At 72.7% G+C, this 24,661-nt stretch carries 19 protein-coding genes; 6 read left to right on the top strand and 13 right to left on the bottom strand.

Annotation, left to right across the window (positions count from 1 at the left end; all coding sequences use genetic code 11):
• Positions 1 to 20: 20 nt before the first annotated feature.
• From OHA89_RS33445 to OHA89_RS33415, 7 genes are all read right to left on the bottom strand, one after another.
• On the bottom strand, positions 21 to 3,599 hold the full coding sequence (locus OHA89_RS33445) for a bifunctional glycosyltransferase family 2 protein/CDP-glycerol:glycerophosphate glycerophosphotransferase (RefSeq protein WP_266611546.1): 3,579 nt from the start codon (positions 3,597 to 3,599) through the stop codon (positions 21 to 23).
• Positions 3,600 to 3,806: 207 nt separating this feature from the next.
• A complete protein-coding gene (locus OHA89_RS33440) occupies positions 3,807 to 4,181 on the bottom strand; it encodes a hypothetical protein (protein ID WP_257558063.1) in 375 nt (124 codons plus the stop codon).
• 75 nt (positions 4,182 to 4,256) lie between these two features.
• Positions 4,257 to 4,721 (bottom strand): roadblock/LC7 domain-containing protein, encoded by a 465-nt coding sequence (locus OHA89_RS33435; RefSeq protein WP_257558061.1) that lies wholly within the window; start codon positions 4,719 to 4,721, stop codon positions 4,257 to 4,259.
• Positions 4,722 to 4,792: 71 nt separating this feature from the next.
• The gene (locus tag OHA89_RS33430) at positions 4,793 to 5,584 is read right to left on the bottom strand and encodes a transcriptional regulator (protein ID WP_406367792.1); all 792 of its coding nucleotides are present in this window, start codon (positions 5,582 to 5,584) and stop codon (positions 4,793 to 4,795) included.
• Complete coding sequence (locus tag OHA89_RS33425; protein WP_266611541.1) at positions 5,581 to 5,991, bottom strand: hypothetical protein; 411 nt, start codon at positions 5,989 to 5,991, stop codon at positions 5,581 to 5,583. The genes OHA89_RS33430 and OHA89_RS33425 overlap by 4 nt, the downstream gene beginning before the upstream one ends.
• 160 nt (positions 5,992 to 6,151) lie before the next feature.
• A complete protein-coding gene (locus tag OHA89_RS33420; RefSeq protein WP_406367791.1) occupies positions 6,152 to 6,439 on the bottom strand; it encodes a helix-turn-helix domain-containing protein in 288 nt (95 codons plus the stop codon).
• Between the two features lie 94 nt (positions 6,440 to 6,533).
• Positions 6,534 to 7,481: a DUF4304 domain-containing protein gene (locus OHA89_RS33415; protein ID WP_406367790.1), complete on the bottom strand. Its 948-nt coding sequence runs from the start codon at positions 7,479 to 7,481 to the stop codon at positions 6,534 to 6,536.
• A gap of 139 nt (positions 7,482 to 7,620) precedes the next feature.
• Between OHA89_RS33415 and OHA89_RS33410 the strand changes: the two genes are divergently transcribed.
• Both OHA89_RS33410 and OHA89_RS33405 read left to right on the top strand, forming a co-directional pair.
• A complete protein-coding gene (locus tag OHA89_RS33410; protein WP_266611537.1) occupies positions 7,621 to 8,925 on the top strand; it encodes a M48 family metallopeptidase in 1,305 nt (434 codons plus the stop codon).
• Positions 8,926 to 9,101: 176 nt separating this feature from the next.
• Positions 9,102 to 9,623, top strand: coding sequence for an allene oxide cyclase barrel-like domain-containing protein (locus OHA89_RS33405; RefSeq protein ID WP_266611535.1), 522 nt, complete (start codon positions 9,102 to 9,104; stop codon positions 9,621 to 9,623).
• A 31-nt stretch (positions 9,624 to 9,654) separates the two neighbouring features.
• Here the strand turns inward: OHA89_RS33405 and OHA89_RS33400 are convergent, their stop codons facing one another.
• Entirely contained in the window at positions 9,655 to 10,212 is a 558-nt protein-coding gene (locus OHA89_RS33400) for a TetR/AcrR family transcriptional regulator (RefSeq protein ID WP_266611533.1), read from the bottom strand.
• Between the two features lie 127 nt (positions 10,213 to 10,339).
• Between OHA89_RS33400 and OHA89_RS33395 the strand changes: the two genes are divergently transcribed.
• Positions 10,340 to 11,590 carry a helix-turn-helix domain-containing protein gene (locus OHA89_RS33395; RefSeq protein WP_266611531.1) on the top strand — a complete coding sequence of 417 codons (1,251 nt, stop codon included), beginning with the start codon at positions 10,340 to 10,342 and terminating at the stop codon, positions 11,588 to 11,590.
• On the opposite strand, the gene OHA89_RS33390 is transcribed toward OHA89_RS33395, so the two are convergent.
• The 4 genes from OHA89_RS33390 to OHA89_RS33375 form a co-directional block, all read right to left on the bottom strand.
• Positions 11,520 to 13,448, bottom strand: a complete 1,929-nt coding sequence (locus tag OHA89_RS33390) for an APC family permease (protein ID WP_266611529.1) — start codon at positions 13,446 to 13,448, stop codon at positions 11,520 to 11,522. The two genes, OHA89_RS33395 and OHA89_RS33390, sit on opposite strands and share 71 nt — an antisense overlap.
• A gap of 51 nt (positions 13,449 to 13,499) precedes the next feature.
• Positions 13,500 to 14,915: a helix-turn-helix domain-containing protein gene (locus tag OHA89_RS33385; RefSeq protein WP_406367789.1), complete on the bottom strand. Its 1,416-nt coding sequence runs from the start codon at positions 14,913 to 14,915 to the stop codon at positions 13,500 to 13,502.
• Positions 14,916 to 15,076: 161 nt separating this feature from the next.
• Entirely contained in the window at positions 15,077 to 15,532 is a 456-nt protein-coding gene (locus OHA89_RS33380) for a (2Fe-2S)-binding protein (RefSeq protein WP_266611525.1), read from the bottom strand.
• Between the two features lie 20 nt (positions 15,533 to 15,552).
• Positions 15,553 to 17,781 (bottom strand): molybdopterin cofactor-binding domain-containing protein, encoded by a 2,229-nt coding sequence (locus tag OHA89_RS33375; protein WP_406367788.1) that lies wholly within the window; start codon positions 17,779 to 17,781, stop codon positions 15,553 to 15,555.
• A 511-nt stretch (positions 17,782 to 18,292) separates the two neighbouring features.
• Here OHA89_RS33375 and OHA89_RS33370 point away from each other — a divergent pair.
• A complete protein-coding gene (locus OHA89_RS33370; RefSeq protein ID WP_266611520.1) occupies positions 18,293 to 19,714 on the top strand; it encodes a PP2C family protein-serine/threonine phosphatase in 1,422 nt (473 codons plus the stop codon).
• 93 nt (positions 19,715 to 19,807) lie between these two features.
• Here OHA89_RS33370 and OHA89_RS33365 read toward each other — a convergent pair whose 3' ends face one another.
• Positions 19,808 to 21,304 (bottom strand): hypothetical protein, encoded by a 1,497-nt coding sequence (locus OHA89_RS33365; protein WP_257558040.1) that lies wholly within the window; start codon positions 21,302 to 21,304, stop codon positions 19,808 to 19,810.
• Between the two features lie 231 nt (positions 21,305 to 21,535).
• Between OHA89_RS33365 and OHA89_RS33360 the strand changes: the two genes are divergently transcribed.
• Complete coding sequence (locus OHA89_RS33360) at positions 21,536 to 22,660, top strand: aminoglycoside phosphotransferase family protein (RefSeq protein ID WP_257558039.1); 1,125 nt, start codon at positions 21,536 to 21,538, stop codon at positions 22,658 to 22,660.
• A 197-nt stretch (positions 22,661 to 22,857) separates the two neighbouring features.
• Positions 22,858 to 24,651, top strand: a complete 1,794-nt coding sequence (kstD, locus tag OHA89_RS33355; RefSeq protein ID WP_406367787.1) for a 3-oxosteroid 1-dehydrogenase — start codon at positions 22,858 to 22,860, stop codon at positions 24,649 to 24,651.
• The last annotated feature ends 10 nt before the right edge of the window (positions 24,652 to 24,661 follow it).

Here is a 24,661-nt window from a genome sequence, read left to right as displayed (position 1 = left end):
GGCGAATTCGCCCGTTCGGCCTACTTCGCGGGCTCGGCGCCCATGGCGAGCATGCGGTCGACGACTCGCTCGGTGGCCCGGCCGTCGTCCAGGTCGCAGAACTCCTCGCGGAACGCCGCACGCGCCTGGGCGTACTGCTCACCGACGGTGTCCGCGTTCCGTACGGCCTCGATCAGGCTCGCCGAGTCCGCCAGCAGCGGACCGGGGGCCTTCTCCTCCAGGTCGAAGTTGAAGCCGCGCAGGGTGCCCTTGTAGTGCGCCAGGTCGTACGTGAAGAGCAGGATCGGCCGGTCGGTGAGCGCGAAGTCGAAGATTGCGGAGGAGTAGTCCGAGATCAGCACATCGGCGACGAGCAGCAGGTCAGCGGCGTCGGGCCAGCGGGAGACGTCGACGACGAAGCCGTCGCGCACGCCCTCGCGCACCTGCTCGCCCACGTGGTGGTGGCCGCGGACCAGCAGGACGTGGTCCTCGCCCAGCTCGCGGCGGGCCTGGTCCAGGTCGATCCGCAGGTCGAGCTTGTAGCCGCCCGACCAGCCCTCGCAGTTCTCCCGCCAGGTGGGCATGTACAGGACGACCTTCTTGCCCTCGGGCAGGCCGAGCCGCCGCCGGACCTCGGCGATGCGCTCCGCGTCGGGCCGTACCAGTGCGTCCGTACGCGGGCTGCCGGCCTCGATGACCTCGCCGTCGTAGCCGAGGGCGCGCTTGAGGATGGGCGTCGCGTACGAGCTCGGGGACGCGAGCAGGGTCCACTGGGCACTGTCGTGCTCCAGGCCCTCCAGGATCTCCGGGCTCGTGTAGTAGTCGTGCACGAAGTCGTGGCCGATCTGCTTGATCGGCGTGCCGTGCCACGTCTGGACGACGACCTGCCCGGCGCGGCGCTCGAAGCGCAGCGGCACGTTGTCGTTCGTCACGTAGTAGCGGGCGCGGGCCAGCAGCTCCCAGGACTCCACGCTGCCGTACTGCACGGCGCGTGCGGTCGCCGGGACCTCGGCGCGGCCGTCGCGGACCAGCCAGATGTGCTCCAGCTTCTCGCCGCGGCGCACCAGCTCCTCGTGGATGGCGCGCGGGGAGTCGCCGGCGCCGTTGCCCTGGAAGGTGTCGTAGACGACGACGTCCTTGACCGGCAGGGCGCGCTGCGCCGGGTAGGTCTCGAAACGGGCGACGCGCTGGGCGTACCGGGAGCGGTCGTGCGGGCTGAGCAGCGGGTCGGCGACCAGCACCATGCGGTCGTGGAAGCGGGTCTCGACCCGCATCCGGCGGCCCTGCACGGTGAGGGGGTGCGGTCCGGAGAAGAGCAGGCCGGGGCCCATCTGCACGGGGGCGCCGCGGTCGACGCCGAGCAGGCCGGCGGTCGTTCCGCCCTGGGCGGCCGGGCGCAGGGTGGGCCACCAGCGGCCCTCGGGCAGCGTGGTGCGGCCCGCGTACGCCTCGGCGAGCACGGGCTCGAATGCGGCCTCGAAGGTGTCGCCGTCGCGCGTGACGGGGTAGCTGAACTCCACGCCGTGCGCGTTGTGCAGGACGAGTTCGTACGGCTCGTCGGTGGGTGCGACGAACCGGCCGCGCAGGTTCAGGGTGCCGTCCTTGGCCTCGACGGCGTCGATCAGCGGCGGCGAGGGCTGCACGGAGAGGGTCAGGTGGCCGGTGTTGCCGCGCTTGGCGAACAGGGCGCGGTCCGCGTCCCCGCCCGGCAGGGGCAGGACCAGACCGGCGAAGCCGCCGCGCTCGTCGTGGGCCAGGCGGTGCTCGGTGCCGTCGGCGCCGATCACGGCCAGGCTCCAGGGCTCCGGGGTCCACTCGCCGGGCTCGCACGGGGCGTCCGGTACGGCGGCCAGGTCGGCCAGCGGCACGCGGGCGGTGAAGGGGATCCGGCCGGCGCCGGACGCGGCGGTCTCCAGCGGGAAGGTGAGGACGGCGCCGGTGGAGACGTGGACGGCCTGGAGGGTGGTGGCGCTGCCGATCGCGGGAGCGAGCTCACCGGCGATCTCGACGGCGTCGTCACCGGCAGGGCGCACGTCCAGGGCACGGGCGCGCACGATCTCCACCTGGACGGTGAAGGAGCCGGAGATGGCGGGGACGATCCGGACGTCCGGGGCCACCCAGTGCGCGGGCGGGTTCTGGCCGGTGTCGTGCTCACCGCCCCTGAGGCGGGCGCGGTGCAGGCCGCCGGCCCCGGTGACGGCGACGGAGGTGGTCCATATCCCCTCGTGCCACTTACCGCCCGACTGGAAGATCGAGGGGTCGACGACGGCGGTGAAGCCGGCCCAGTCGGCGTGCCGCAGCGCGAGGTGCGGGGCGTTCACGGTGGCCATCGGGGAGGCGACCGTACGGGCGCTGACGACGGAGCGGCGGCGCTTGCCCCCCTCGCGGAAGATCAGCATCTTGCGGGAGCCGAGGCGGCTCTCCGCACCGAGGTGGCCGGGCAGGGCGTAGCCGCGCAGGAGCAGCTTGCCGTCGGCCCAGGCCGCCTGCTCCAGGCGGCTGACGACGCGGCGCTCACGCGGGCCGAGGGTGAGGATCTTGGCGGGGACCGGCGGGCGGCCCTGCAGGAACGGGTAGTCGGCCTGCGGGCGCGCGAGTCCCTTGACCGGCACGCTGTAGTGGTAGTCGCGCTGGTGGTCCTGGAGGGCGATGAAGTCCTCGACGCGGCCTTCGCTGGCGAGGAACGCCTTGAGGCGGTCGGCGACGGTCAGGTCGGACCAGGGGCCGGTGCCGATCTCGCGGACGAGGCCGCCGACCTCCTTGACGAACGCGGCGCGGAAGTCGGCGCCGCCTTCACCGACGTACTTGTAGATGAGCGGGAGTTCCTCGCTCAGCACGTTGTAGTCGTAGTCGCGCAGGTAGCGGGCGTACTTGGCGCCCTGCTTGGCCTTGAGGGACTCGCGGACCAGGCGTACGGACTTCACGCGGTCGATGAGGGAGACCGGGTCGGTGGCGCGCTGGGTGATGGAGCGCTCGCCGGTCTCGCGGACGCGCCAGTGGTAGACGCAGTCGCTGAGGATGTCGACGCTGGACGCGAAGTAGTGCGCGGGGATGCTGACCGGGGCGTCCTCGTAGAGGATGCCCTCCGGGTACTGGAAGCCGTGCTCGTCCCAGAACGTGCGCCGGTAGACCTTGTTCCACGCGGTGCGGTCGGTGACCAGCGCCGGGAACTTGGAGATGTGGGTCTTCAGCTGGGTCTTGGCGAAGGCGGCCCGGTGGCCCCAGGACTGGGACATGCCGACGGAGCGGAAGCGCTTCACGTTGCCGCCGGCGAAGTCCGAGCCCGTCTCGTCGAGCGCTTCGATCAGCCGCTGGTAGGCGTAGTCCGGCATGGTGTCGTCGCTGTCGACGAAGGCCAGGTACTCGCTGTCCTTGTGGGCGTGCCGGGCTCCGACGTTGCGGGCGGCGCCGAGGCCGGCGTTCTCCTGCATCACGACCCGGAAGCGCTTGTCCTTCGCCGCGAAAGCCTTGGCGATGACGGCGCTGGTGTCCGTGGACCCGTCGTCCACGAGGATGGCCTCGAAGTCGCCGAAGGTCTGAGCGGCGATGGATTCCAGGCACTCGTCGAGGTAGAGCTCGACGTTGTAGACGGGGACGACGATGCTCAGGCGCGGGGGCATGGGTGGCGGGTTCTCCAGCGTTTTGGTGCTTTATCGATGATCAGCTACTCACAGCATCTTACTAGCTAGCGGAATCACGAACTCCTCCGATATCGGGCATACCACGGCTGATCGCCGGGGCGGACGGCAAAGAATTCAGCCGCCCGCCACCTCGACGATGCGCTGCCGCGCCGCCCGGCGGGGCGCGGCCGGGAGGAGACCCCCCGGTCAGATCTCCAGCTCCGCCTCGATCGACTTCAGCTGGTGGCGGGCCATCGCGAGGTTGGCCCGCCCCCGGTCGAGGGCGAGGTAGAGGAAGAAGCCCGAGGAACCCCTGCCCTTCAAGAGGCGGATCAGGTGGTACTGGTTCCCCAAGGTGATGAGAATGTCCTCGATCTCGTCCTTGAGTCCCAGCATCTCCATCGTGCGGACTTTGGCGCGGACCACGTCCGTGTTGCCCGCGGCGGCGACCGCGAGGTCGAGGTCCTTGCCGCCGCCCACGGTACCGAGGGCCATTCCGCTGCCGTAGTCGACCAGGGCGGCGCCTAGTGCGCCGTCGATGGTGGTGGTGGCTGCCTTGAGCGTGGTCTCGACATTTGCCATGACTGGTTCCTCTTTCTCGTTTCTCGCTGGGCGTTACCGGACCCGGCTGGGTTCTGGTGTCGGCAGGTATGGGGGTCAAGCGGGCTGGACGGGTGGGGCGGGTGGAACAGGCGGGAGGGGCGGGGCGGTCCGCGAGGCGGCACCCCGCCGCCCGAGGGTGTGGTCTATGAGCTCGGCTATGCGCAGGCTGGAGCGCCGGGCCTCCAGGTGGAGGCGCCCGACGTTGACGCGCGTCTCCGCGGTCAGGGTGAGCACGGCCGCCTCGCCCGCCGCGTAGGTGGCCACGTATCCGTCCTCGCCGCGGACCAGCAGTTCGCGGAATCCGCCCTGGCCGGTGCTGTCGCTCAGCCGCTGGGCCACGCCGAGGGCGGCCGCGGTCAGGGCGGCGACGGTCTCGCCCTCGACGGAGGCGCTGTCCTGGGCGAGCACGAGGCCGTCGACGCTGGCGGCGAGGGCGCCGGTGAGCTGGGGTACGCGGGCTCGCAGCCGTCGGAGCTCGGCGAGTATCTCGGCCTCCGCCTCGGGCGGCACCGTGCTCATGTCGGCCTTTCTCCTTTCGGGCAGCCTCCGCTCGGAGCGGTCGGCGCGCAGGGCCGGTCGCAGCGGGAGCCTCACAGGCTTGCCTCCAGTGCGTCGCGTAACCGGCGGAGCAGCGCCACGTCCGGGGATTGGGCCTGGGTCATCCAGTCGGGCAGGGGTTCCGCGGCCGGCGGAGGGGCCGGGGTGTGCGGGGTCTCGACGAGTCCGGCCGCCGCGAGGCGCCGTACGTCGAGCAGCGTGTGGAAGGCGGGCCGGCCCAGTACCCACGCGAGGTCGGCCGGGGTGCGCAGGCCGTCCGCTTGGCGCAGCAGGATCCGCTGCCGGGGGGTGACCGTCTGGCCGGGCGCGGCGGGCCGCGGCACCACCGGGGCGGTGTCCAGCAGGGGGTACGGCCAGACCGCGTCGAGGAGTTCCCTGCGGCGCCGGGTCTCGCGTTCGACGGCGGCGGCCGGGACCGAACGGACGGACCCTATCCAGTGGGTGGCCCCGCGGCGGAACCGGGAAGGCCCGCTGCCCGGGGAGAGGGCGAAGAAGGCTGCGTCGAAGATGGCGGCGAGGTGGCAGATCTCGAGCTCCCCGCCCGCGAGTCCGCCGCTGTCGACGAGGAAGCGGGCGACCTGGCGGCGGGCGCCGGCCCGGTCCACGGCCTCGCGCCAGCGCTCGGGGGCGAGACCGCCGCCGGTGGTGAGCAGCACGTCCAGGCCGGGGGTGGCCGGGCTCTCGGCGTGGACGACGTTGCCGTTCTCCAGGAAGAGGGTGCCGCGGTCGCGTAACAGGGCGCCGGTGGCGCGTTCGGCGGCGAGCCGGGTGAGGAGGGGGGAGACGGCGGCGGACGCGGCCACGGGCACGGTCGGGGTGGTCATCTGAGCACCAGCCCCTCCGCCAGGGCGCGGAGTCTGTGGCGTGCGAGGGCGAGGTTGCCGTCGGCGCGGTCGAGCCACAAGTGCAGGAAGACGCTGCTGTCGAAGCTCGTCTCGACGAAGCGCAGCACGTGGTAGCCGGTGCGGGTGGTGACGATCAGGTCCTCGACGGGCTGGCCGGTGGCGTCACCGGGCTTGTCACCGGGCGCGGCGTCCGCAGGTGCGAAGGACTCGTACTCGGCGGCCGCACGGGCCAGCTCGGCGGTCTCGGCAGCGGTGGTCTCGTGGTCTCCCACGGGCGATTCCCCCGCGGTGCCGAGGGCCAGTCCGCTGCTCCAGTCGACCAGCGCGGCCCCCCGCGCACCAGGCAAGGCCATGGCTTCGAGCAGGCATTCGTCGATCCCGGGCACGCGGGCTCCCCTCCCGGCCGGACGTGCGGATTGCACGGTCGTACGGCGCGACAGGAGGGAACTTACTCAACTTCCACACTGCGGAAGGGGGTTCTGGCATTTTCCGCTGGAACATGCGCCGAAGCGCGCGAGAGCTTGGCCGGAACCCGTCGACTTTTGATCACGAAGCGAGCGGAAGATCGTCCGAGAGCCGAAAAGACCCGCCTTCGCGCAGGACGTATCCCTCATGGCTGAGGGTGCGCAGGAGGTGGTAAACGGTGGGCAACGGGATGCCGGTGAGCCGGGCGAGCCGCTTGGCCGTCGCCCCGCCTTCCGCGTACATCGCTTCCAGGAGGCGCAGCGCGCGCTGCACGGAACCGATCAGGGTGGGTGTGCTGTCCTTCGGGCCGTGGTGGTCGTTGCCGTGGTCCTGGTCCTGACTGTGGTCCTGGCTGTGGTCGGCGCCCATGAGTGGTCCCCCTGCTCCGGTACGAGGCCTGGCAAACCCATCAAAGTCGCTCACCAGCCACAAAACCAGCTGACTCGCGTACCCGAGCATAAGATCACCGGACCTCGGTCCAGTCCTCGAAATGCCAGGGCTTGTCCACGGCGAGGGCGTGCGGGGTTCCGGCGACGGTCAGGAAGGTCTCGCGCGGGGTGCCCTGCTCGAAGGCGAGGACCAGGGACCCGTCGGGCATGGTCTCGGCCGAGTCGACGCCGCACAGGGTGAGTTCACCGAGCAGGGCCAGGGGATGGGTGGGCAGGGAGCTGCCCACGGAGGGGGCCGTGCGTACGTCGCCCTCGGGTCCGTAGCCGACCCGCACCCAGCCGAAGAGCGGCTGCTCGAGGCGCCAGGGGGCGTCGATGTGGAGCCGGGCCTCACGGTCGCTGGCCTCGTCGAGGAAGGTGAGGACGTAGGTGCACCGGCGTTCGCCGATCTCCATGACGAGGGCGTTCTCGAGCTCGTGGGGTGTGGGAGCGCCCGCTGCCGGACGCGGACCTCCCCCGGTCCTGAGGCAGTACGGGTCCAGGCAGTCGGGCACCGGTTCGAGGACCGGGCCGTGCAGCGGGGTCCGGTCGGTGAGCCCGGCCCACAGGGCGGGCACCGCGTGGCGCAGGACCAGGGCCAGGACGTCGTCGGCGACCCGGTCGGCGCTGCGCTCGTCGGTGACGGTCCACCAGTGGTCGTGCGGATGGCCGAGCAGTTGCCCGATCCGCGTGTGCCGCCCGACGGGCCCGACGCGATTGGCCGAAAGCCTGCTCCCGAGGGCCGGGCGCAGCCGCCGCAGGGCCTCGTGCTCCTCGTACGGGACGGACCGCACGTTGACCGTGAACCTGCACCGCTCCTCCCCGTCGCCGTCGGAGGCACTGCGCTGGAACCCGATCAGCGCGTGATCGGGCGCGGCCTCCCGGAGCCGGTACTCCAGCCCGGCCCCGGTGAACCCGGCGTCACGCAACGCGGGCGCGATCCTCCGGCGCAGCATCTGGTGGAACAGATCGGTCGCATTCACCCCGCCAGTGTCACAAACCCCCGCCGCCCCCGGCAAAACCACATCCGCGCACCTCAGCCCGGGTGCGGTGGGCGAGTGGGCCGCCTTCTATGCTGCCCCGACCGCGGATCCAAGGGGGGCCCGCGGCGGGGAGGGAATCATGGAGATCGCCGGCGGCGTGGCCGCACCACCGACACGGAAATGCCCGGATTGCGGGGGCACCGTGCCCGTGGACGAGCGGTACGTCGAATGGTGCGCGGCCTGCGACTGGAACGTCGACCCGGGTGAGCCGGACCCGGAGCCCGGGCGGATCGCGGCCGTGCGGCGGCGACTGGCGCGTGAGTACGGGGAGCAGCTGTCGGCCGAGATGGAGCGCGGGGCGGACGGCAGTGGGCCACAGGCACGGGACGCGACGACGGCGCTGGCCTTCGGCGTCTCGCTCCTGGTGCACGCGCTGACCGCGGTCCTGCTGGTGGCCGGGGTGCTGCTGGTCGTCCTGGGGTGGGAGACCGGGGTGCAGCCGGTGGTCGGCGTGTTGCTGCTGGCGCTCGCGGCGGTCCTGCGGCCACGCCCGGTGCGGCTGCCGAAGGACGAGCCGGTGCTGTACCGGGCGGACGCGCCGCGGCTGTTCGAGCTGATCGACGAGGTCGGGACCGCGGTCGGGACGGCCGGGGTGCACGCCGTGGTCGTGGAGCCGGCCGCGAACGCGATGGTGACCACCTACGGCCTGCGGCAGCGGCGCGTGATGTACCTGGGGCTCGGACTCTGGGAGATCCTCTCGCCACAGGAGCGGGTGGCCCTGCTGGGTCACGAGCTGGGCCACTTCGCCAACGGCGACCTCCGGCGGGCCCGCGTGACGGCCGGGGCCCTGCACTCCCTTTCGGTCTGGTCCTACGTACTGGCGCCGACGGAGCCGCGACAGCTGCTGGACCGGTTCGTGAACGCGGCGACCTTCCTGCCGCGGTGGGCGGTGTACGGGCTGCTCCTGCTGCTCGACCGGCTGACGTTGCGGGCCTCGCAGCGGGCCGAGTATCTCGCCGACGTGAGCGCGGCCCGGGCCGGGTCCACGGAGGCCGCCGTCGGTCTGATGGACCGGCTCCTCGTCTCCGGCTCGGTCGAGGCGGAGCTGCGGCGTGAGGCGGTGGCGGCACAGATGCGCGGCGGGCGCGGTGCGCGCGAGGCACGCGACCGGGCGGAGCAGGGGCTGTGGGAGCGGGTGGCCGCCTTTGCCGGCGCCGTGCCGGAGCGGGAGTACGAGCGGCTGCGACGGGCCGCCGCCCGGCGCGGGCACAGTGTGGACAGCACCCACCCGCCGACGCACCTGCGCCGCCGCTGCGCGGCCGCGGGCGGCCCGCATCCGGCGGGCGTAGTCCACGACACGGCGCGGGCGGCCGCAGTGAGCGCGGAGCTGGCCCCGGCGCGGGCCGTCCTGGCACGCCGGGTGATCCGCGACCACGCGGGCTGACCGGCAAGGCCCGGGCGGGCGGGCCGTCTCACGTCCCGGGTTGGTCCGATCGGTCGGATCTGCCGGTGGGTCGCGCCGGGACGTTCCGGGCGGCGGCGGAGCCGAGGTTATGAATGAAATCGCATGACGGTTTCGTCAGCTGACCATCCATGAGCATCAACCTCAGGAGCCACACGATGCGCCCCATCAGAGCAGCCTGTCTCGGCACGGCCACTGCGCTGGTTGCCCTTCTCGCCTGCGCCCCTGTCGCCGGCGCCGCCGGGACGGACACCGGCTCCGGCCACGACAAGGGCAAGCACCGGGTCATCACGCTCATCGGCCGGCTCGCGGAGCAGACTCGCTTCCCCGTCAACCCCGGCGGTCCGGCCGCCCAGGGCGACCGGACCGTCGTCCGCTCGATCCTCTCCGATCAGGCCGGCAACCAGGTCGGCGAGACCGGCGGCTTCTGCACCACCACCCGGGCGGCGCTGCCGGGGGACAGCGGCGGAGCGGAGGAGTGCGTCGTGACCTACACCCTCCCGGACGGCCAGCTCACCGTGCAGGGGATGTACTTCGGCATCCTCAACCCGGGCCCTCCCCCCTCGTTCGACAACGCGATCACCGGCGGCACCGGGAAATACCACCGGGCTCGTGGCTCGGTCCACGCCGACACGATCGGTACGGGCACGAGGCGCTTCACGATCGACCTCTACCTCTGACCGACCCTGCCGCCCGGTGAGAAGGGCAGTACTACGGCTGCTCCTCGAGGAGGCGTTCGGCCATCGTCTCGATGAGGGGCTCCACCGGGTGGTCGTCCAGCAGGGTCGGAACGGTCAGGTCGTCCACCATCAGGCCCAGCATCGCGAGGTAGAGCAGCACCACTCCCCGGCGGTCGCCTGGCAGGCCCGTCTCCAGGTGCCAGGCGACGTTCGCCTCCAGCTCCGCACGGAGGAACCCGGCCAGTTCCGCCTGGAGTTCGGGGCGCCGGGTGGCCTCCAGGCGCAGCTCCAGCATGGCGATGTGCACGTTGCGCTCGCGGCGGGCGCGGTCCAGCAGCCGGGCGAGCAGCACCTTGGTGTCCGGCGAGCCGGCCGCGTCGGCCGGGTCCGGCAGCAGCCGTTCCCGCGTGCGGTGCAGGATCTGCACGAGCAACTGGGCACGGTTGGCGAAGTAGTTCGAGGTGGTGCCCGTCGGCACGCCCGCCTCCGCGTCCACCGCACGCAGCGTCAGGCCGCGCGAGCCCTCGCGTGCGAGGACTTCGATGGCTGCGTCGAGCAGCACGGCGCGGCGCTGCGGATTCTGGCGCATGGTCAGGTCCCTGGGTGGGTGCGGCACGTCCTGTGAGCACTGCACGTGCAGTGCTTCGCACAAGGTAGCGGATGGGGGCGGTCCGTGCCCTCCCCACCACCCCCTCCCCCGTGTCAGGCTGCCCGTCATGGAGCGGATCATCGAGGAGATACGCGAGGACCTGGCCCGCCGGCTCGCCGTGGCGGCGGACCGGCTCGCCGACCGGACGCTGGCCGAGGACCCCGCGTACGCCGCCCTGCTCGGCCGGGCCGAGCTGCGCGAGCGGATCCACCACAACCTCCGCCAGGCCGTCGAGGGCCTGGTCCGCAGCGCCCGCGGCCTGCCGGTGGAGCTCGCCGACGCCCGGGCCACCGGCACGCTGCGGGCGGAACAGGGGCTGCCGCTCAGCTCGTTGCTGCGCGCCTACCGCAGTGGCGGGCGGCTGCTCTGGGCGGCCCTCACCGAGGCGGTGGCCGCGCACGACCGGTCGGCGCTGCCCCGCCTGCTGCCGGGCGCGTCCGCGCTGTGGGACGTACTGGACCAGATGACGGACGCCGTGTCCGAGTCCTACCGGCGTACGGAGGCCGCCCGCGCGGACCGTGACCGGGAGCGCCGCGCGGCCCTGCTGGACGTCCTCCTGGACGGCGCGGCCGCCGCCGACGCCCCCGCGGCATCCGAGGCCGCGGCGCAGCTGGGACTTCCCGAGCGCGGCCGCTTCGCCGTGGTCGTGGTGGCCGCCGACGGCTCCGCCGGGGCCGCGGAAACGGCCACGGAGAGAACCGGCGCCGCCGGAGCCCCCCGCGTGCTGTGGCGGATCCGCGCCGGCGGCGAGAGCGGTCTGGTGGAGCTGGGCCACCATCCGCTGGAATCCGTACGGGAACTGCTCGCGGGGCTCGGGGTCCGCGCCGGGGTCAGTCCGGTCGTGGAGGCGCCGGCCGAGCTGGCCCGGGCCCACCGGCTGGCCGCCCTCGCGCTGCGCACCGCCCCCGAGTCGGGCGGCCCGCACACCGCCCTGCTCGACGAGGGACTCCCGGCGGCGCTGGTCGCGGCCCAGGCCGAACTCGCCGGACGGCTCCGGACGGTGGTGCTGGGTCCTGTGCTGGCGCTGCCCGTGGAGGACCGCCGGCTGCTGCTGACCACGCTGGGCACCTGGCTGGCCTGCCGGGGCTCAACGACGTACGCCGCGCAGCGGCTGTACTGCCACCGCAACACCGTCTCGAACCGGCTGCGGCGCCTGGAGCAGCTCACCGGCCGCTCGCTCGCGGACCCGCGGCAGGTGGTGGAACTGGCGCTGGCGCACGCGGCGGTGGCGCAACGGGCCGCCTCCGCTACGGCGCGTGCGGGGACTTCGCCGACTCCAGCAGGTACGGCACGTCGATCACCGCGACCCCCGGGGTGAACAGCAGCCGGGCCTTCAGCCGCAGCGCGTTCTGGTTGTGCAGGGGCTGCTCCCACCAGTGGCCGACCACGTACTCCGGGATCACCACCGAGAGCACGTCCGTCGAGCTGTCCGCCGCCAGGTCCTCGACGTGGGCCAGGATCGGGCCCACCACCTCGCGGTACGGCGAGTGCAGGATCTTCAGCGGGAGGCCCGGGGCGTGCTCGGCCCACTCCTCGCGCAGCCGGGCCGCTTCCTCCTCGTCCGCGGCGACGGTGACCGCCGTGAGCGTGTCGGGGCGCAGGGCCTGCGCGTAGCCGAGGGCCTTCAGGGTGGGGGCCTGCACCGAGGCGACCAGGACCAGTACGTGGTGGCGGGCGGGTTTGCGCGGCTTCGCACCGGGGGCGATGGCGACCTGCCGGGAGACCTGGTCGTAGTGGCGGCGTACGCCCTTCATGCCGAGGAACAGCAGCGGCATGGCGATGACGACCAGCCAGGCGCCGTGCGTGAACTTGGTGATCAGGACGATGACCAGGACCAGGGCGGTCAGGGAGGCGCCGACCGCGTTGATGGCGAGCCTGCGGTGGATGTGCACCCGCTGCTCGCGCCGGGTGGCGGGCGAGGCGAGCTCCCTCCGCCAGTGCCGGACCATGCCCGCCTGGGAGAGCGTGAAGGAGACGAACACGCCGATGATGTAGAGCTGGATGAGGCGGGTCAGTTCGGCGTCGAACGCGACGATCAGGGCGATGGCGACGAGCGCGAGGAGCACGACGCCGTTGGAGTAGACGAGCCGGTCGCCCCGGTTGAAGAGCTGGCGCGGCGCGTACCGGTCCTTGGCCAGGATCGAGGCGAGCATCGGGAAGCCGTTGAAGGCGGTGTTCGCGGCGAGGATCAGCACGCCCGCGGTGACGGCCTGGAGCAGGTAGAAGAGGAGGTGCCAGCTGCCGAAGGTGGCGCGGCCGATCTGGGCGAGGGCGGTGGAGGTCGGGGTGCCGGGCGGCAGGCCCAGTTCGGTGGGGTCGGCCGCGACGTGCACCTGGTACGTCATGGCGAGCACGGTGATGCCCATGAACATGGTCACCGAGAGCACGCCCATCGCGGCGAGGGTGGTCGCCGCGTTCCTGGCCTTGGGCTTCTGGAAGGCGGGGACGCCGTTGCTGATCGCCTCGACACCGGTGAGGGCGGTACAGCCGGAGGCGAAGGCGCGCATCGCGAGGAGCACCACGGCGAGGCCGGTGTAGGTGCCGGTCGCGGTGATGGGCAGGTGGGCGGACTCGGCGCGGATGGTGTCGCCGGTCGCCAGCCGTACGGCGGCGCAGGCGAACATGAGGTAGATGACGAGGACGAAGCCGTAGGTGGGGATGGCGAAGACGCGGCCCGACTCGCGTACCCCGCGCAGGTTCATCAGGGTCAGCAGCACCACGAACCCAACCGACAGGCCGACCTCGTGGTCGTTCAGCGCGGGGATGGCGGAGGTGATCGCGGCGACACCGGCGACGACGGAGACGGCCACGGTCATCACGTAGTCGACGAGCAGGGCGCTGGCGGCGGTCAGGGCGGCGGTCTGTCCGAGGTTCTCGGAGCTGACGATGTAGGCGCCGCCGCCTCCGGGGTAGGCGTGGCAGGTCTGCCGGTAGGAGGCGATGACGACCACGAGCAGAAAGACGATGGCGGCGGCCGCGTACCAGGTGAGGTGGAGCAGTGTGACGCCGCCGAGGGCGAGGATCAGCAGGATCTCCTGGGTGGCGTAGGCCACGGAGGAGAGCGGGTCGCTGCAGAAGATCGGCAGGGCGAGCCGTTTGGGCAGGAGGGTCTCGCCCATCCGGGCGGTGTCGAGGGGTTCACCGACCAGAACGCGCTTCACATTGATACGCCTCATTGGGGCATGATCGTTGATGTTTTGCGCTATTCGCCCCTTTTGGTGACGGTGTCACCTGGCGAGCTCCTCCGCCCGGTGCGCCAGCCACAGATCGTGCCGGGCGCTCGGGGACTGCAGCAGGGAGCGCTCCAGCAGCGCCTCGACACGGGTCAGCCGCTTGCGGGCGCCGGGGACGGAGACGCCCAGCGCGGCGGCCGCCGGGACGAGTTGGGCGTCGTGCGCCAGCCAGGTACGGACAGTGGCGCGGGCGCCCGACGGGGCGTCGGGCCCGGTCAGCGGGCGCAGATGGGCCCGGGCCCAGGCGGTCAGCCGCGGATCGCGCAGCACCTCGTCGAGATCGGGGGCGGCCGCCGCGGCCGCGCCGCCGGGCCGCGCACCCGAGGTCAGCCGCAGGGCCAGCGAGAGCGCCGCCTGGTCCCCGAGGCGTGCGAGGTCCAGCCCGAGCAGGGTCTCGACCAGGCGGAGCCGGGCGGCCAGGGTGTTGCGGTGGATCTTCAGCAGCCGGGTCGCGTGCGAGGTGAAGTTCAGCCAGGCATGGGCGGTGGCGCGCAGTTCCTGCGCGCCGGGGTCCTGGGGGCGCCGGGGCTCGTACGCGTGCAGCGGCGCGAGCAGGGCCTCGGCCCAGCCGGCCCCGGCCCCGTGGGCGGCGAGCGCCAGCTCGGGACCCGGCCCGAACCGGGCGTGCCGTTCGTCCCGGCCGCGGGCGACGGCCAGGGCGTGGAAGGCCTGGGTGTAGGCGGCCGGGGCCTCGCGCAGGCACATCTCCCCGCTGGCCCCGACCGCGCAGTCCGGGGCCACCTCCACCAGCGCCCCGGCCAGGGGGTCATGGTCGGCCGAGGCCGCTGCCAGGTCCGCCGGGACGAGCACGATCAGGTGGCGTACGTACACCGGGCAGCGCACGATCCAGGCCCGGCCGCCCGTCAGTTCCTCGCACCGCCGGGTCACTTCGCCGCGCTGACCGGTCCGGCATTCCACGACGTACATCCGCATCGGCTCGGGCAGCGTGGGGCCCAGCGCCTCGGCGATCTGGCGGGCGGTGGAGAGCCGGCCGTTCATCAGCAGGTGCAGCACCGCCTCTCGGGCCCGCGACTCGGCGAGAGCGGCCCGCGCCTCCCGCCGCGCGGCCTCCTCGGCGCGCAGGACGAGGGCCAGCGGTACGGCGGCGTCCGCGAGCAGCGTGGACGCCTCCGGGTGGTGCGGCCGGGACAGTACGGCGGCCAGCGCGCGCCCGCCGTCCAGCGCGAACAGCAGCGTGGCGGATCCGGCGCCGTGCAGGATGGCCGACCGTACGCCGCGGGCGTTCATCTCGGCGACTCCGCGCACGGCGGACTCCGGCCCGCGCCCTTCTTCGGCGTCCACCACCCCGGCCCACCCGCCCAGCCGGCCGGCGAGCCATTCCAGCAACGCGGCCGACCCACCGGTGTGGGCGAGCCGGTGGACCTTGAGCACGTCGTCTGACCGGGACACCGCGGCATTGAACCACCTGCCGCACACTGTGCGCAGCGATACCCGTCCGGCGGCGTCACTGGGCGGAGCGAACCCTGCGAACGGCCCCCGACCGGCATAGGTTGGGCCACGAGCGGCCGGATCCCGGCATCCGCGGGGGAAACACCGGGGTCCGCCGCCGCTCACATGCGGGCGGCCGCGCTGCGGATGGCCTCGCGGATGCGGAAGTAGGTTCCGCAGCGGCAGATGTTGGCGATGGCGTCGATGTCCTCGTCCGTGGGGGCGGCGGTGCGCTTCAGCAGGGCCACGGCCGCCATGATCTGGCCGGGCTGGCAGAAGCCGCACTGGGAGACGTCCTGTTCCAGCCAGGCCTCCTGCACGGGATGAAGGTCGTCCCCGTCGGCAAGCCCCTCGATGGTGGTCACCGTCTTCCCCGCGCAGGCGGAGACGGGCACCACGCACGGCCGGACGTCGGTGCCGTCGAGGTGGCTGGTGCAGGCCTTGCAGACGTCCACGCCGCAGCCGTACTTGGGGCCGGTGACGCCCAGCATGTCGCGCAGCACCCAGAGCAGGGGCAGGTCGTCGGGGGCGTCCACGGTGACGCTCTGCCCGTTGACGGTGAAGGTGTGGGAGGGCACGGCGTACTCCTGGCTGCGGGCTATCGCGGGTAGGGGGTGAAGTCGACGTCGAAGTCGAGGGGGAAGCTGCGCGGCTTGGAACCGGTGGCCCGGGCCCAGGCGTTGGCGATCGCGCCGACCGCCGCGGGGACGCCGAGCTCGCCCGCGCCGCCCGGCTCCTCGCCGGTGGCGGGCAGGACGTGGACCCGTACGTCACGCGGGGTGTCGCGCTGCTTCGCCCAGTGGAACTGGCTGTAACTGCCCTCCAGCGGGAGGCCCTTGTCCAGGTGCAGTCCGGCGCGCAGGGTGGTGGAGATGGCGTCGGTGAGGCCGCCGATCATCTGGGCCTCCAGCCCGCGCGGGTTGACGGGCAGGCCCACGTCCACGGCGATGACGGCCTTGGTCACGCGCACGTGCTCCGGGTCGCGGGTGTCGATCTCGACGAGGCACGCGGTGCGGGACTTGTACTCCTCGTGGAAGGCGATGCCCTGCGCGCATCCCGTCGGCATCGGCCGCCCCCACTGCCCTTCCGTGGCGGCCTTGTCGAGCACGGCCCGCTGGGCGGCGGTCTTCAGGAAGGTGCGGCGGAACTGGTACGGGTCCCGGCCGGTCGCGGCGGCCAGTTCGTCGACCACGATCTCCTCGGCGCCGCGGGTGTTGGCGGAGTACACCGAGCGCCAGGAGCCGGTGGGGATGCCGGTCGGCACCTCGGTGAGGGCCTGGGTGGTGAGCCCGAAGTGGTACGGGGACTTCACGGTGGTCAGGAACAGGGTCTGGGCCAGGGTCGCGTTGCCGATGCCGAGCGGCAGACTCGCGGCGGTGGCGGTGATGATCTCGCCGAGACCGTGCCGGAAGTCGGTCTCGGCGGCGGCTACCCGGTGCTCGAAGGTGAGGATCTCGCCGAGCAGGTGGGTGGCCCGGATCTTGTGGTGGGTGGCGGGGCGCATCCGGCCGTGCCGGGTGTCGTCCACGCGGGTCCACATCAGCCTGACCGGGCGGCGGCAGGCCTTGGAGATCCGGGCCGCCTCCAGGGCCGCGTCGAAGAAGAGCCGCCGCCCGAAGGAGCCGCCGGCCTGGACCACGTGCACCGTGACCTTGTCCAGCGGCAGTCCGAGGTCGGCGGCGATGGTCTCGCGGGCCACGATCGGGGACTTGAGCCCCGACCAGATCTCGGCGCGGTCCTCCCGTACGTCGGCGACGGCGGAGTTGGTCTCCATCGGGGCGTGGCTGACGAAGGCGAAGTCGAACTCGGCGTCCACGTACGGGGTCAGGAGCGGCGGCACCAGCAGCGGCGGGGTGGCGGCGCGCAGCTTCGTACGGATCTGCGCGTCGGACAGCGCGTCGGCGGGGCCCGGACCCCAGGTGACCTGGAGGGCGGCCTTGGCGTCGAGGGCCTGCCCGAAGGTCTCGGCGACGACCGCGACCCCGGTCGGGACGGTCACCACGTGCAGGACGCCGGGCATCGCCTTGACGGCGGCGAGGTTGGCGACGGTGCGGACGCTGCCGCCGAGCGTGGGCGGGCGGCGCACCACGCACGGCTTCGCGCCGGGGACGTCGAGGTCGAGGGTGTACCGCTGGGCTCCGGTGACCATGGCGCGGGCGTCGACGCGGCCGGTCGGCTTGCCGACCAGGGTGTGCTTCGCCGTCTTCTTGGGGGTGGCGCCGAGGACGACCAGGCCCGGGTCGGCGGCGGCCGCGGCGAGGGAGCCGTAGCCGGCGGTGCGGCCGTCGGGGGCGCGGACGGCACCGTTCGCGGTGGTCAGGGTGGCTGGTGAGAGGCTCCAGCGGCGGGCAGCGGCCGCCACCAGGCGGGCCCGGGCGGTGGCGGCGCACTGGCGGACCGGCCCGTAGAGGGAGCGGATGGAGTTGGAGGAGCCGGTGAGCTGGTTGAAGAGCAGTTCGGGCCGCGCGTCGTCCAGTTCGACGCGAACGGCGGCGAGGGGCGCGTCCAGTTCCTCCGCGACCAGCATGGCCACGGCGGTGGTCAGGCCCTGGCCGACCTCCTCGCGCGGCAGCCGGAAACGGATCGTCCCGTCCGCCTCGACGGCGAGCGCCAGCAGGGCGGAGGTGGGCGCGCCGGCCAGGATGAACAGGTCGCCGAGGTCGATCACATCGGCGATGGCGGGCAGGCTCGGCACCACGGCGTGGGCGGGCTGCGGGGCGAGCGCGTCGGCTCCGGCGCGGGTGACGAGGGCGAGCGTCGGCGCCGCGACGAGGTAGGTGAGGAAGGAGCGGCGGCTCTGCCCCGCCGGGTGGTTCTGCCCGGTCATGTGTGTCGTCCCCACCCTGCGCGGGTCCGCTCGAGCGGACCACCCCCGGCTCATTACCGACACGTAGAGTAGCGATCAAGGGGTGAGGTGGGAAGCCGGAGGGAAGGATCGGTGGACGGAGTACGGGGTCATTCGTTCGGGGGTACAGCAGCAGGGGCGTCGATCCCGACCCGAACGGAGGTGCGCGGCTCGCACACCTCGGCCGTACGATCGATCCACCGGGCACCGAGGGCCTGTTTCCGGCCGTCGCCTACGCCCCGGTTCCGGCTCGTCGAAGGCCTCCGGGGTGGGACCGGAGAGGCGGGCGCGCCGGAGGCGATCATGACGGCCCGAACTCGGCTGACCGGATTCGTTCGCACGGGGAAGACGCGCCGGAAGGCCTGCGGCATATGTCATGAGCAAGACCGTTCCGGATGTTGCCAAACGCCTTACACGCCGTCGCCGCCTGTGCAACAGTCGTTACCGGTCCTTCCTTCAGACTTGGCCGTGCCGCGCCTGTATCGGAGTTCTCATGCCGTCCCACCTGTTCGCGGACCGTCCCGCGCAGCCGCCCGAGCCGGGGTCGGTGGACGCACTGATCTCACAGACCCGCCGCCTCCGGGGTGAAGTGGACGCGGTCCGCCGCGACACCGTCGTGGACGACGACGACGCCCAGGGCCGCTGGCAGCGCGCGCTGTGCGATCTCGCCGTGCACCACCTCGACGACCTCGGCGAGCACCTCGGTCAGCTCAAGGAGGGCCTGCCGCCCGCGCCCGAGACCATCGTGCTCCCGCAGTCGGCGCCCGAAGCCGGACCCGAGGCACAGACCCGGGTCGGCAGCGCCGAGTGGAACCTGCTGACCGACGAGGTCAGTTGGTCCGACGAGCTGTTCCAGATCTTCGGCCGGTCCCCCGAGGCGGGCGCGCTGCCGCTCGACGAACTGGGCTCCACCCTGTTCTCCGAGGACCAGCCGCTGCTCACCGCCTGGGTCACGGCCTGCCTGGTGGACGGCAAGGCGATCGACGGCGAGTTCCGCATCGTCCGGGCCGACGGCCGGGTCCGGACCTTGCACATGAGGGGCGAGCCGGTACTCGACTCCGACGGTTGCACGGCCTCCATGTGGGCCGTACTGCGGGACGTGAGTGAACTGCGCCGAAGCCAGCGGGCGGTGCGCGAGTCCCGTGACTCGCTCCAGCGCCAGCGGGAGATCGCGCAGACCGAGCACCGGCTGGCGGTCGAGCTGCAGGAAGCCGTGCTCCCCCCGTGGCGCGGCTCCCTGCGGTTCCCGCACAACAGCACGGGAACACTGGACGTCGCCGCGCACTACCTGCCGTCGGCGACCAGCGCACTGATCGGCGGCGACTGGTACGACGCCCTCGAACTCCCCGACGGACGCTCGATGCTGACGGTCGGCGATCTGACCGGGCACGGGGTGACCGCCACCTCCGGCATGGCGATGATGCTCGGCGCGCTGCGCGGCATGGCCATGGCCGGCATCGAGCCGGGCCCCCTGATGGGGTGGCTGAACCAGCTCCTGGAGACCTCCGTACAGCCGGCGCTCGGCTCGGCCGTGTGCTGCCGCTACGATCCCGCGCGCCGCGTGCTGTCCTGGGCGCAGGCCGGGCACCCGGCCCCGCTGCTGTTCCGCCGCGGCTCCGGCCGCTCCCTGGTGCCGCCGGAGGGCGTACTGCTGGGCGCGACCTCCGGAGCCTCGTACGGGCAGGCCGAGGAGCGCCTCGAGGTGGGCGACGTACTCGTCCTGCACACGGACGGACTGACGCCGCGCAGCATCGAGTTCAGCCGGGCCGACGGCACGGAGCGGCTGCTGGCGCTCGCACCGCGGTTCTCGGCGGCACGGTCGGCTCAGGACTGTGTGCGCATGGTGATCGAGGAGTTCGGCGAGAGCGAGCGCGAGGACGACGCGTGCGTGCTGGTGGCGCGGGTCGGCGCGTAGACCGCCTGCGTCGGGAACCTCGCCTCCGGGGCCTTCGGGCTCAGGGCCGCGCCGGAAGGCGCGGCCTTTCTCGTCTCCGTACGCCTTCCCGCACTACACGTCCGCACCGCGCGGACTGCGCGGCGCCGGGCTGTCGGGGAGGGCCCGTTCGATCTCCTCGCGCAGGTCCTCGATGCGCGCGTACCCCGCGTACTGGCCGGTCAGCCGGTACATCTCGCGCAGTCGGTCCCAGGTGCGGTGCGAGGAGGTCTCGTTCATCGACACCAGGGCGAGACGGGCGTAGCGGTCGGCCTGTTCGGGGTCGTCGGCGATGAAGCAGGCCGAGGCCATCGAGAGGTAGTCGAAGATCTGCGAGCGCTGGTAGCCGTCGCCGCGCAACCGCAGGGCCTCCTTGGCGTGGCGCGCGGCGATCGGCGCCGCCGTGGCGTCGTGGTCGGCGAGGGTACGGTACGCCAGGGCCTGCATGCCGTGCAGGTCCGCCTCGTCGAAGTGCTGCATCCAACTCGGCGGCGGTACGTCGCCCTTGTCGGAGACGAACAGCTCCTCCGCCTCGCCCAGGGTGCGGCGCATCGCCTGACCCTTGCCCATGGCGGCCTGCGCCCAGGCCTCGATGGTGTGCAGCATGGCGCGCGTACGGGGCAGGGTCTGCTCGCCGGAGCCGGACTGGGCCAGCTTCATCAGGTCGAGGGCCTCGTTCGGCTTGCCGAGGTGGACCATCTGGCGGGCGGCCCGGGAGAGCGCCTCGCCGGCGCGCGGCCGGTCGCCGCCCTCGCGCGCGGCGTGCGCGGCAATGACGAAGTACTTCTGCGCCGTGGGTTCGAGACCCACGTCGTGGGACATCCAGCCCGCGAGGACGGCGAGGTTGGCCGCCACCCCCCACAGCCGCCGCTGGAGGTGGTCGGGGTGGTGGTAGGCGAGCATCCCGCCCACCTCGTTGAGCTGGCCGACGACCGCCTTGCGCTGGAGCCCGCCCCCTCTGGAGGCGTCCCAGGCACGGAACACGTCGACGGAGCGTTCCAGTGCCTCGATCTCCTGGGAGCCGATCGGGGCGGCCTCGTAGCGGTCGTAGCCCGCGGGGTCGGCCTGGAAGGATTCCCCGAAGCGCTGCGCCTCCTTGGCGAGCGCGGGGTCGGTGTGGAGCCAGTCGTGCATGGCATTGCTGAGGGCGGAGCCGGCGGTGAGCACGGCGCCCGCGCCCATCAGACCGCGACGGTTGAGCATGAGGTCCATTCCCGTGAATTCGGTGAGGACCGCGGCTGTGCGTTCGGGCGCCCAGGGCATTCCGTCGGGGTTCTCCTGAGCCCCGCCCGGCTGCCGTCTGCTGGTGCGCCGCTGCCGTACGAACCCGAGGTCCTCGATGGTCACGACACGACCGAGCCGCTCGGTGAACAGTGCTGCCAGTACCGTGGGCACCGGTTCGCGCGGGGTCTCCCCCATGTCGATCCAGCGCCGCACCCGCGAGGTGTCGGTGGCCAGTTGGGGGTGGCCCATGGCCGCCGCCTGCCTGTTGACCATCCTCGCCAGTTCGCCCTTGGACCAGCCGGCCAGGCCGAACAGGTCGTTCAAGCGGGTGTTTGGACCTTTGCTCACGTCAAGCCCCCAGGTTCTCGGCTGAGTTGACAGTAGCCCGCCGTCAGATGCCCAGCGACTATTCGCCAGGCTTCGCCAGGGCACGCTCGATGATGCGCCACCCACGGCTGGGTGTGTGGTTGGAATGCGCCTCCCCGCCCCGGTTCACCGGCGGAACTCCCCAGGGTGATGCACGGGATCCGGCGGGGCGGCGTACGCAACTCGTCGGCGCACGAAGGGATCCGTAACGCCATGTACGCAGCAACGTCCTCCGTGTCCGCCCCGGTCCGGCCGCACCGCACGCTCCCCGCGAGCGGCGGCCCCTACCTCGACCCCGGCCGCCCCGCGGCTCCGGCGCAGGGCGCCGTACGGGCTCGGCGGATGCCGGGGGCCGGATCGCAGCCGCTCAGCGGAAGAATCGACCTCTCGGGGCCGCAGGGGGCGCAACTGCGCACCGCGCTCGCCTCGGTGCAGCGGATCTGTCCGGAGTTCGCGCCCGTCCAGGTGCTGCGGCGCAGCGGCCGGTCGGTCCTCCTCGTGGGCACCACCGGGCGGATGACCGCCGTCGCGAAGGTTTTACTGGACCACTCACCTGAATGGCGCGAGCGGTACCGGCACGAAATAGGGTCATACCGGGCGTTTGTCCGGCACCGCCCGCCGGTCCGGGTGCCGCGGCTGATCGCCGCCGACCCGGAGAACTGCGTACTGATCGTCGAGCGGATGGCGGGCCGGGTCGCGGCGCTGCAGCGGCATCCCGTGGAGGCCCCGCCGCGGGTCGACCTGCGGGCGGCCCTGGGCGCGGTGTGCCGGGTCAACCAGTGGCGTCCGCCGGCCGATCTGTTCGGGACCCCGCTGAACTACGCGCGGCGGATCGCCCGGGACTACGAGCTGGGGCTGCTGACCGACCGGGATCTCGGTGACCTGCAGAAGCTGCTGCACGGCGTGAAGCTGTCGGGCACCGCGCTGCAGTTCAACCACGGTGACGCCCTGCTGTCGAACCTGCTGCTGTCCCCGGCCGGGCCGGTGCTGCTCGACTGGGAGCACGCGGGCTGGTACCTGCCGGGCTACGACCTGGCCACCCTGTGGACGGTGCTGGGCGATGCCCCGGCCGCGCGCAGCCAGATCAGCCGGCTCGCCCAGTCGGCCGGCCCGGCGGTCCGGGACGCCTTCCTGGTCAATCTGATGCTGGTGCTGACCCGGGAGATCCGGATGTCCGAGACGGCGGTGCAGCGCTCGATGCTGGCGACCGCCCCGGCCCAGGCCCTGCCGGCGGGCGTCCTGTCCTCGGGCGAGGAGCAGCGGCTGCTGCTGCGCCGCCTGCACGACGACGCCGGTATGGCGCGCCGAGCGGTCCGCGCGGCGGTCGGCACCCGCTGACGCGTCCCGCACCCCCGTACGCGAAGTCCCGTGGCCCCCACCGCCACGGGACTTCGCTCGTGTGCGGTGCGTACGCCCTGGAAGCGAGGCGGCGGCGCCGGATGCCTTGACATCACATGATCCCCCGAACACCTTTTCTGACTCAGCATCAGACATGCTGAGTACTCCCCTCCTCCCCACACCGCTGGAGCCTGCCCATGTCCGCAAGCGCTTCACGCACCTCCCCCGGAGCCTCCCCGTCCAGACGTACGGTCCTCGCCGGGACCGGCGCCGGGGTGCTCGCCGCCACCGTGCTGCCGGCCGCCGCGGCACGGGCGGACGGGGCCCAGGACGGGCCCCCGCTCGGCGAGTTCGACGTCGTCGTGGTCGGGTCCGGGGCCGCCGGTATGACCGCCGCGCTCACCGCCGCCAAGCGGGGGCTGAGCGTGCTGGTGGTCGAGAAGGCACCCACCTTCGGCGGGTCCGCAGCACGCTCCGGGGCCGGGATCTGGCTGCCGAACAACTCCGTGATCCTGGGGGCGGGGGTGCCGGACACCCCGCAGAAGGCGGCGACGTACCTGGCGGCCGTCGTCGGACCCGAGGTGCCGGCCGACCGGCAGGCCGCCTTCCTCGCCAACGGTCCGCGGATGCTGGACTTCGTGATGGCCAACAGCCCTCTCAGGTTCCGCTTCATGGACGGGTACAGCGACTACTACCCCACCCTGCCGGGCGGGCTGCCGAACGGCCGGTCCATCGAGCCGGACCAGATCGACGGGAACATCCTGGGCTCCGAACTGGCCCGTCTGAACCCGGCGTACATGCCGGTGCCCGCCGGGATGGTGGTCTTCAGCCAGGACTACAAGTGGCTCAACCTGGCGGCGGTGAATGCCAAGGGTCTCGCCGTGTCCACGGAGTGCCTGGCGCGCGGCACGAAGGCGGCGCTGCTCGGGCAGAAGCCGCTGACGATGGGCCAGGCCCTGGCGGCCGGACTGCGCGCGGGGCTCCAGCGGGCAGGGGTGCCGGTGTGGTTGAACAGTCCGCTGGTGGACCTGGTCCAAGAAGGCGGTGCGGTCACCGGCGTGGTGGTGGAGAAGGAGGGCGTACGGGGCACCGTACGGGCCCGGCGCGGGGTGGTCGTCGGCTCGGGCGGCTTCGAGCACAACGCGGAGATGCGGGCGCAGTACCAGCAGCAGCCGGCCGGCACGCAGTGGACGGTCGGCGCGAAGGAGAACACGGGCGACGGGATCCGGGCGGGACAGCGCGCGGGGGCGGCGCTGGCCCTGATGGACGACGCGTGGTGGGGCCCGTCGATCCCGCTGCCCGGGGAGCCGTACTTCTGCCTCGCCGAACGGACCCTGCCGGGCGGGCTGATCGTGAACGGCAACGGCGCGCGGTTCGTCAACGAGGCGGCGCCGTACAGCGATGTGGTGCACGTGATGTACGAGAAGGACCGGGGCGCGGCGGGGTCGCACATCCCGGCGTGGCTGATCGTGGATCAGAACTACCGCAACAAGTACCTGTTCAAGGACATCCTGCCGACGATCGTGTTCCCGGACTCCTGGTACGAGGCGGGGGCGGCGAAGAAGGCGTGGACCTGGGACGCGCTGGCCGGCCAGATCGGGGTTCCCGCGGCGGCGCTGCGGGCGACGCTGAGCCGGTTCAACGCGCAGGCGTGGAACGGGACGGACTCCGACTTCCACCGGGGCGACACGGCGTACGACCACTACTACACGGACCCGGGAGTGCACCCGAACTCGTGCCTGGCGCCGGTCTGGGCGCCGCCGTTCTACGCGTTCAAGATCGTGCCGGGTGACCTCGGCACGAAGGGCGGCATCGTCACGGACGCGCGGGCGCGGGCGCTGCGGGCGGACGGCTCGGTGATCCGGGGACTGTACGCGGCGGGCAACGCGAGCGCGGCGGTGATGGGCCACAGCTACGCGGGGGCCGGTTCCACGATCGGACCCGCGATGACGTTCGGCTACGTGGCGGCGAACGACATCGCGGACGCGTGATCGAGCGGCA

This window comes from Streptomyces sp. NBC_01546 (genome assembly GCF_045208355.1).
Lineage (GTDB): Bacteria > Actinomycetota > Actinomycetes > Streptomycetales > Streptomycetaceae > Streptomyces.
Note: the sequence above shows the minus strand (reverse complement) of the source record. Positions and strands in the feature narration are given on the sequence as shown.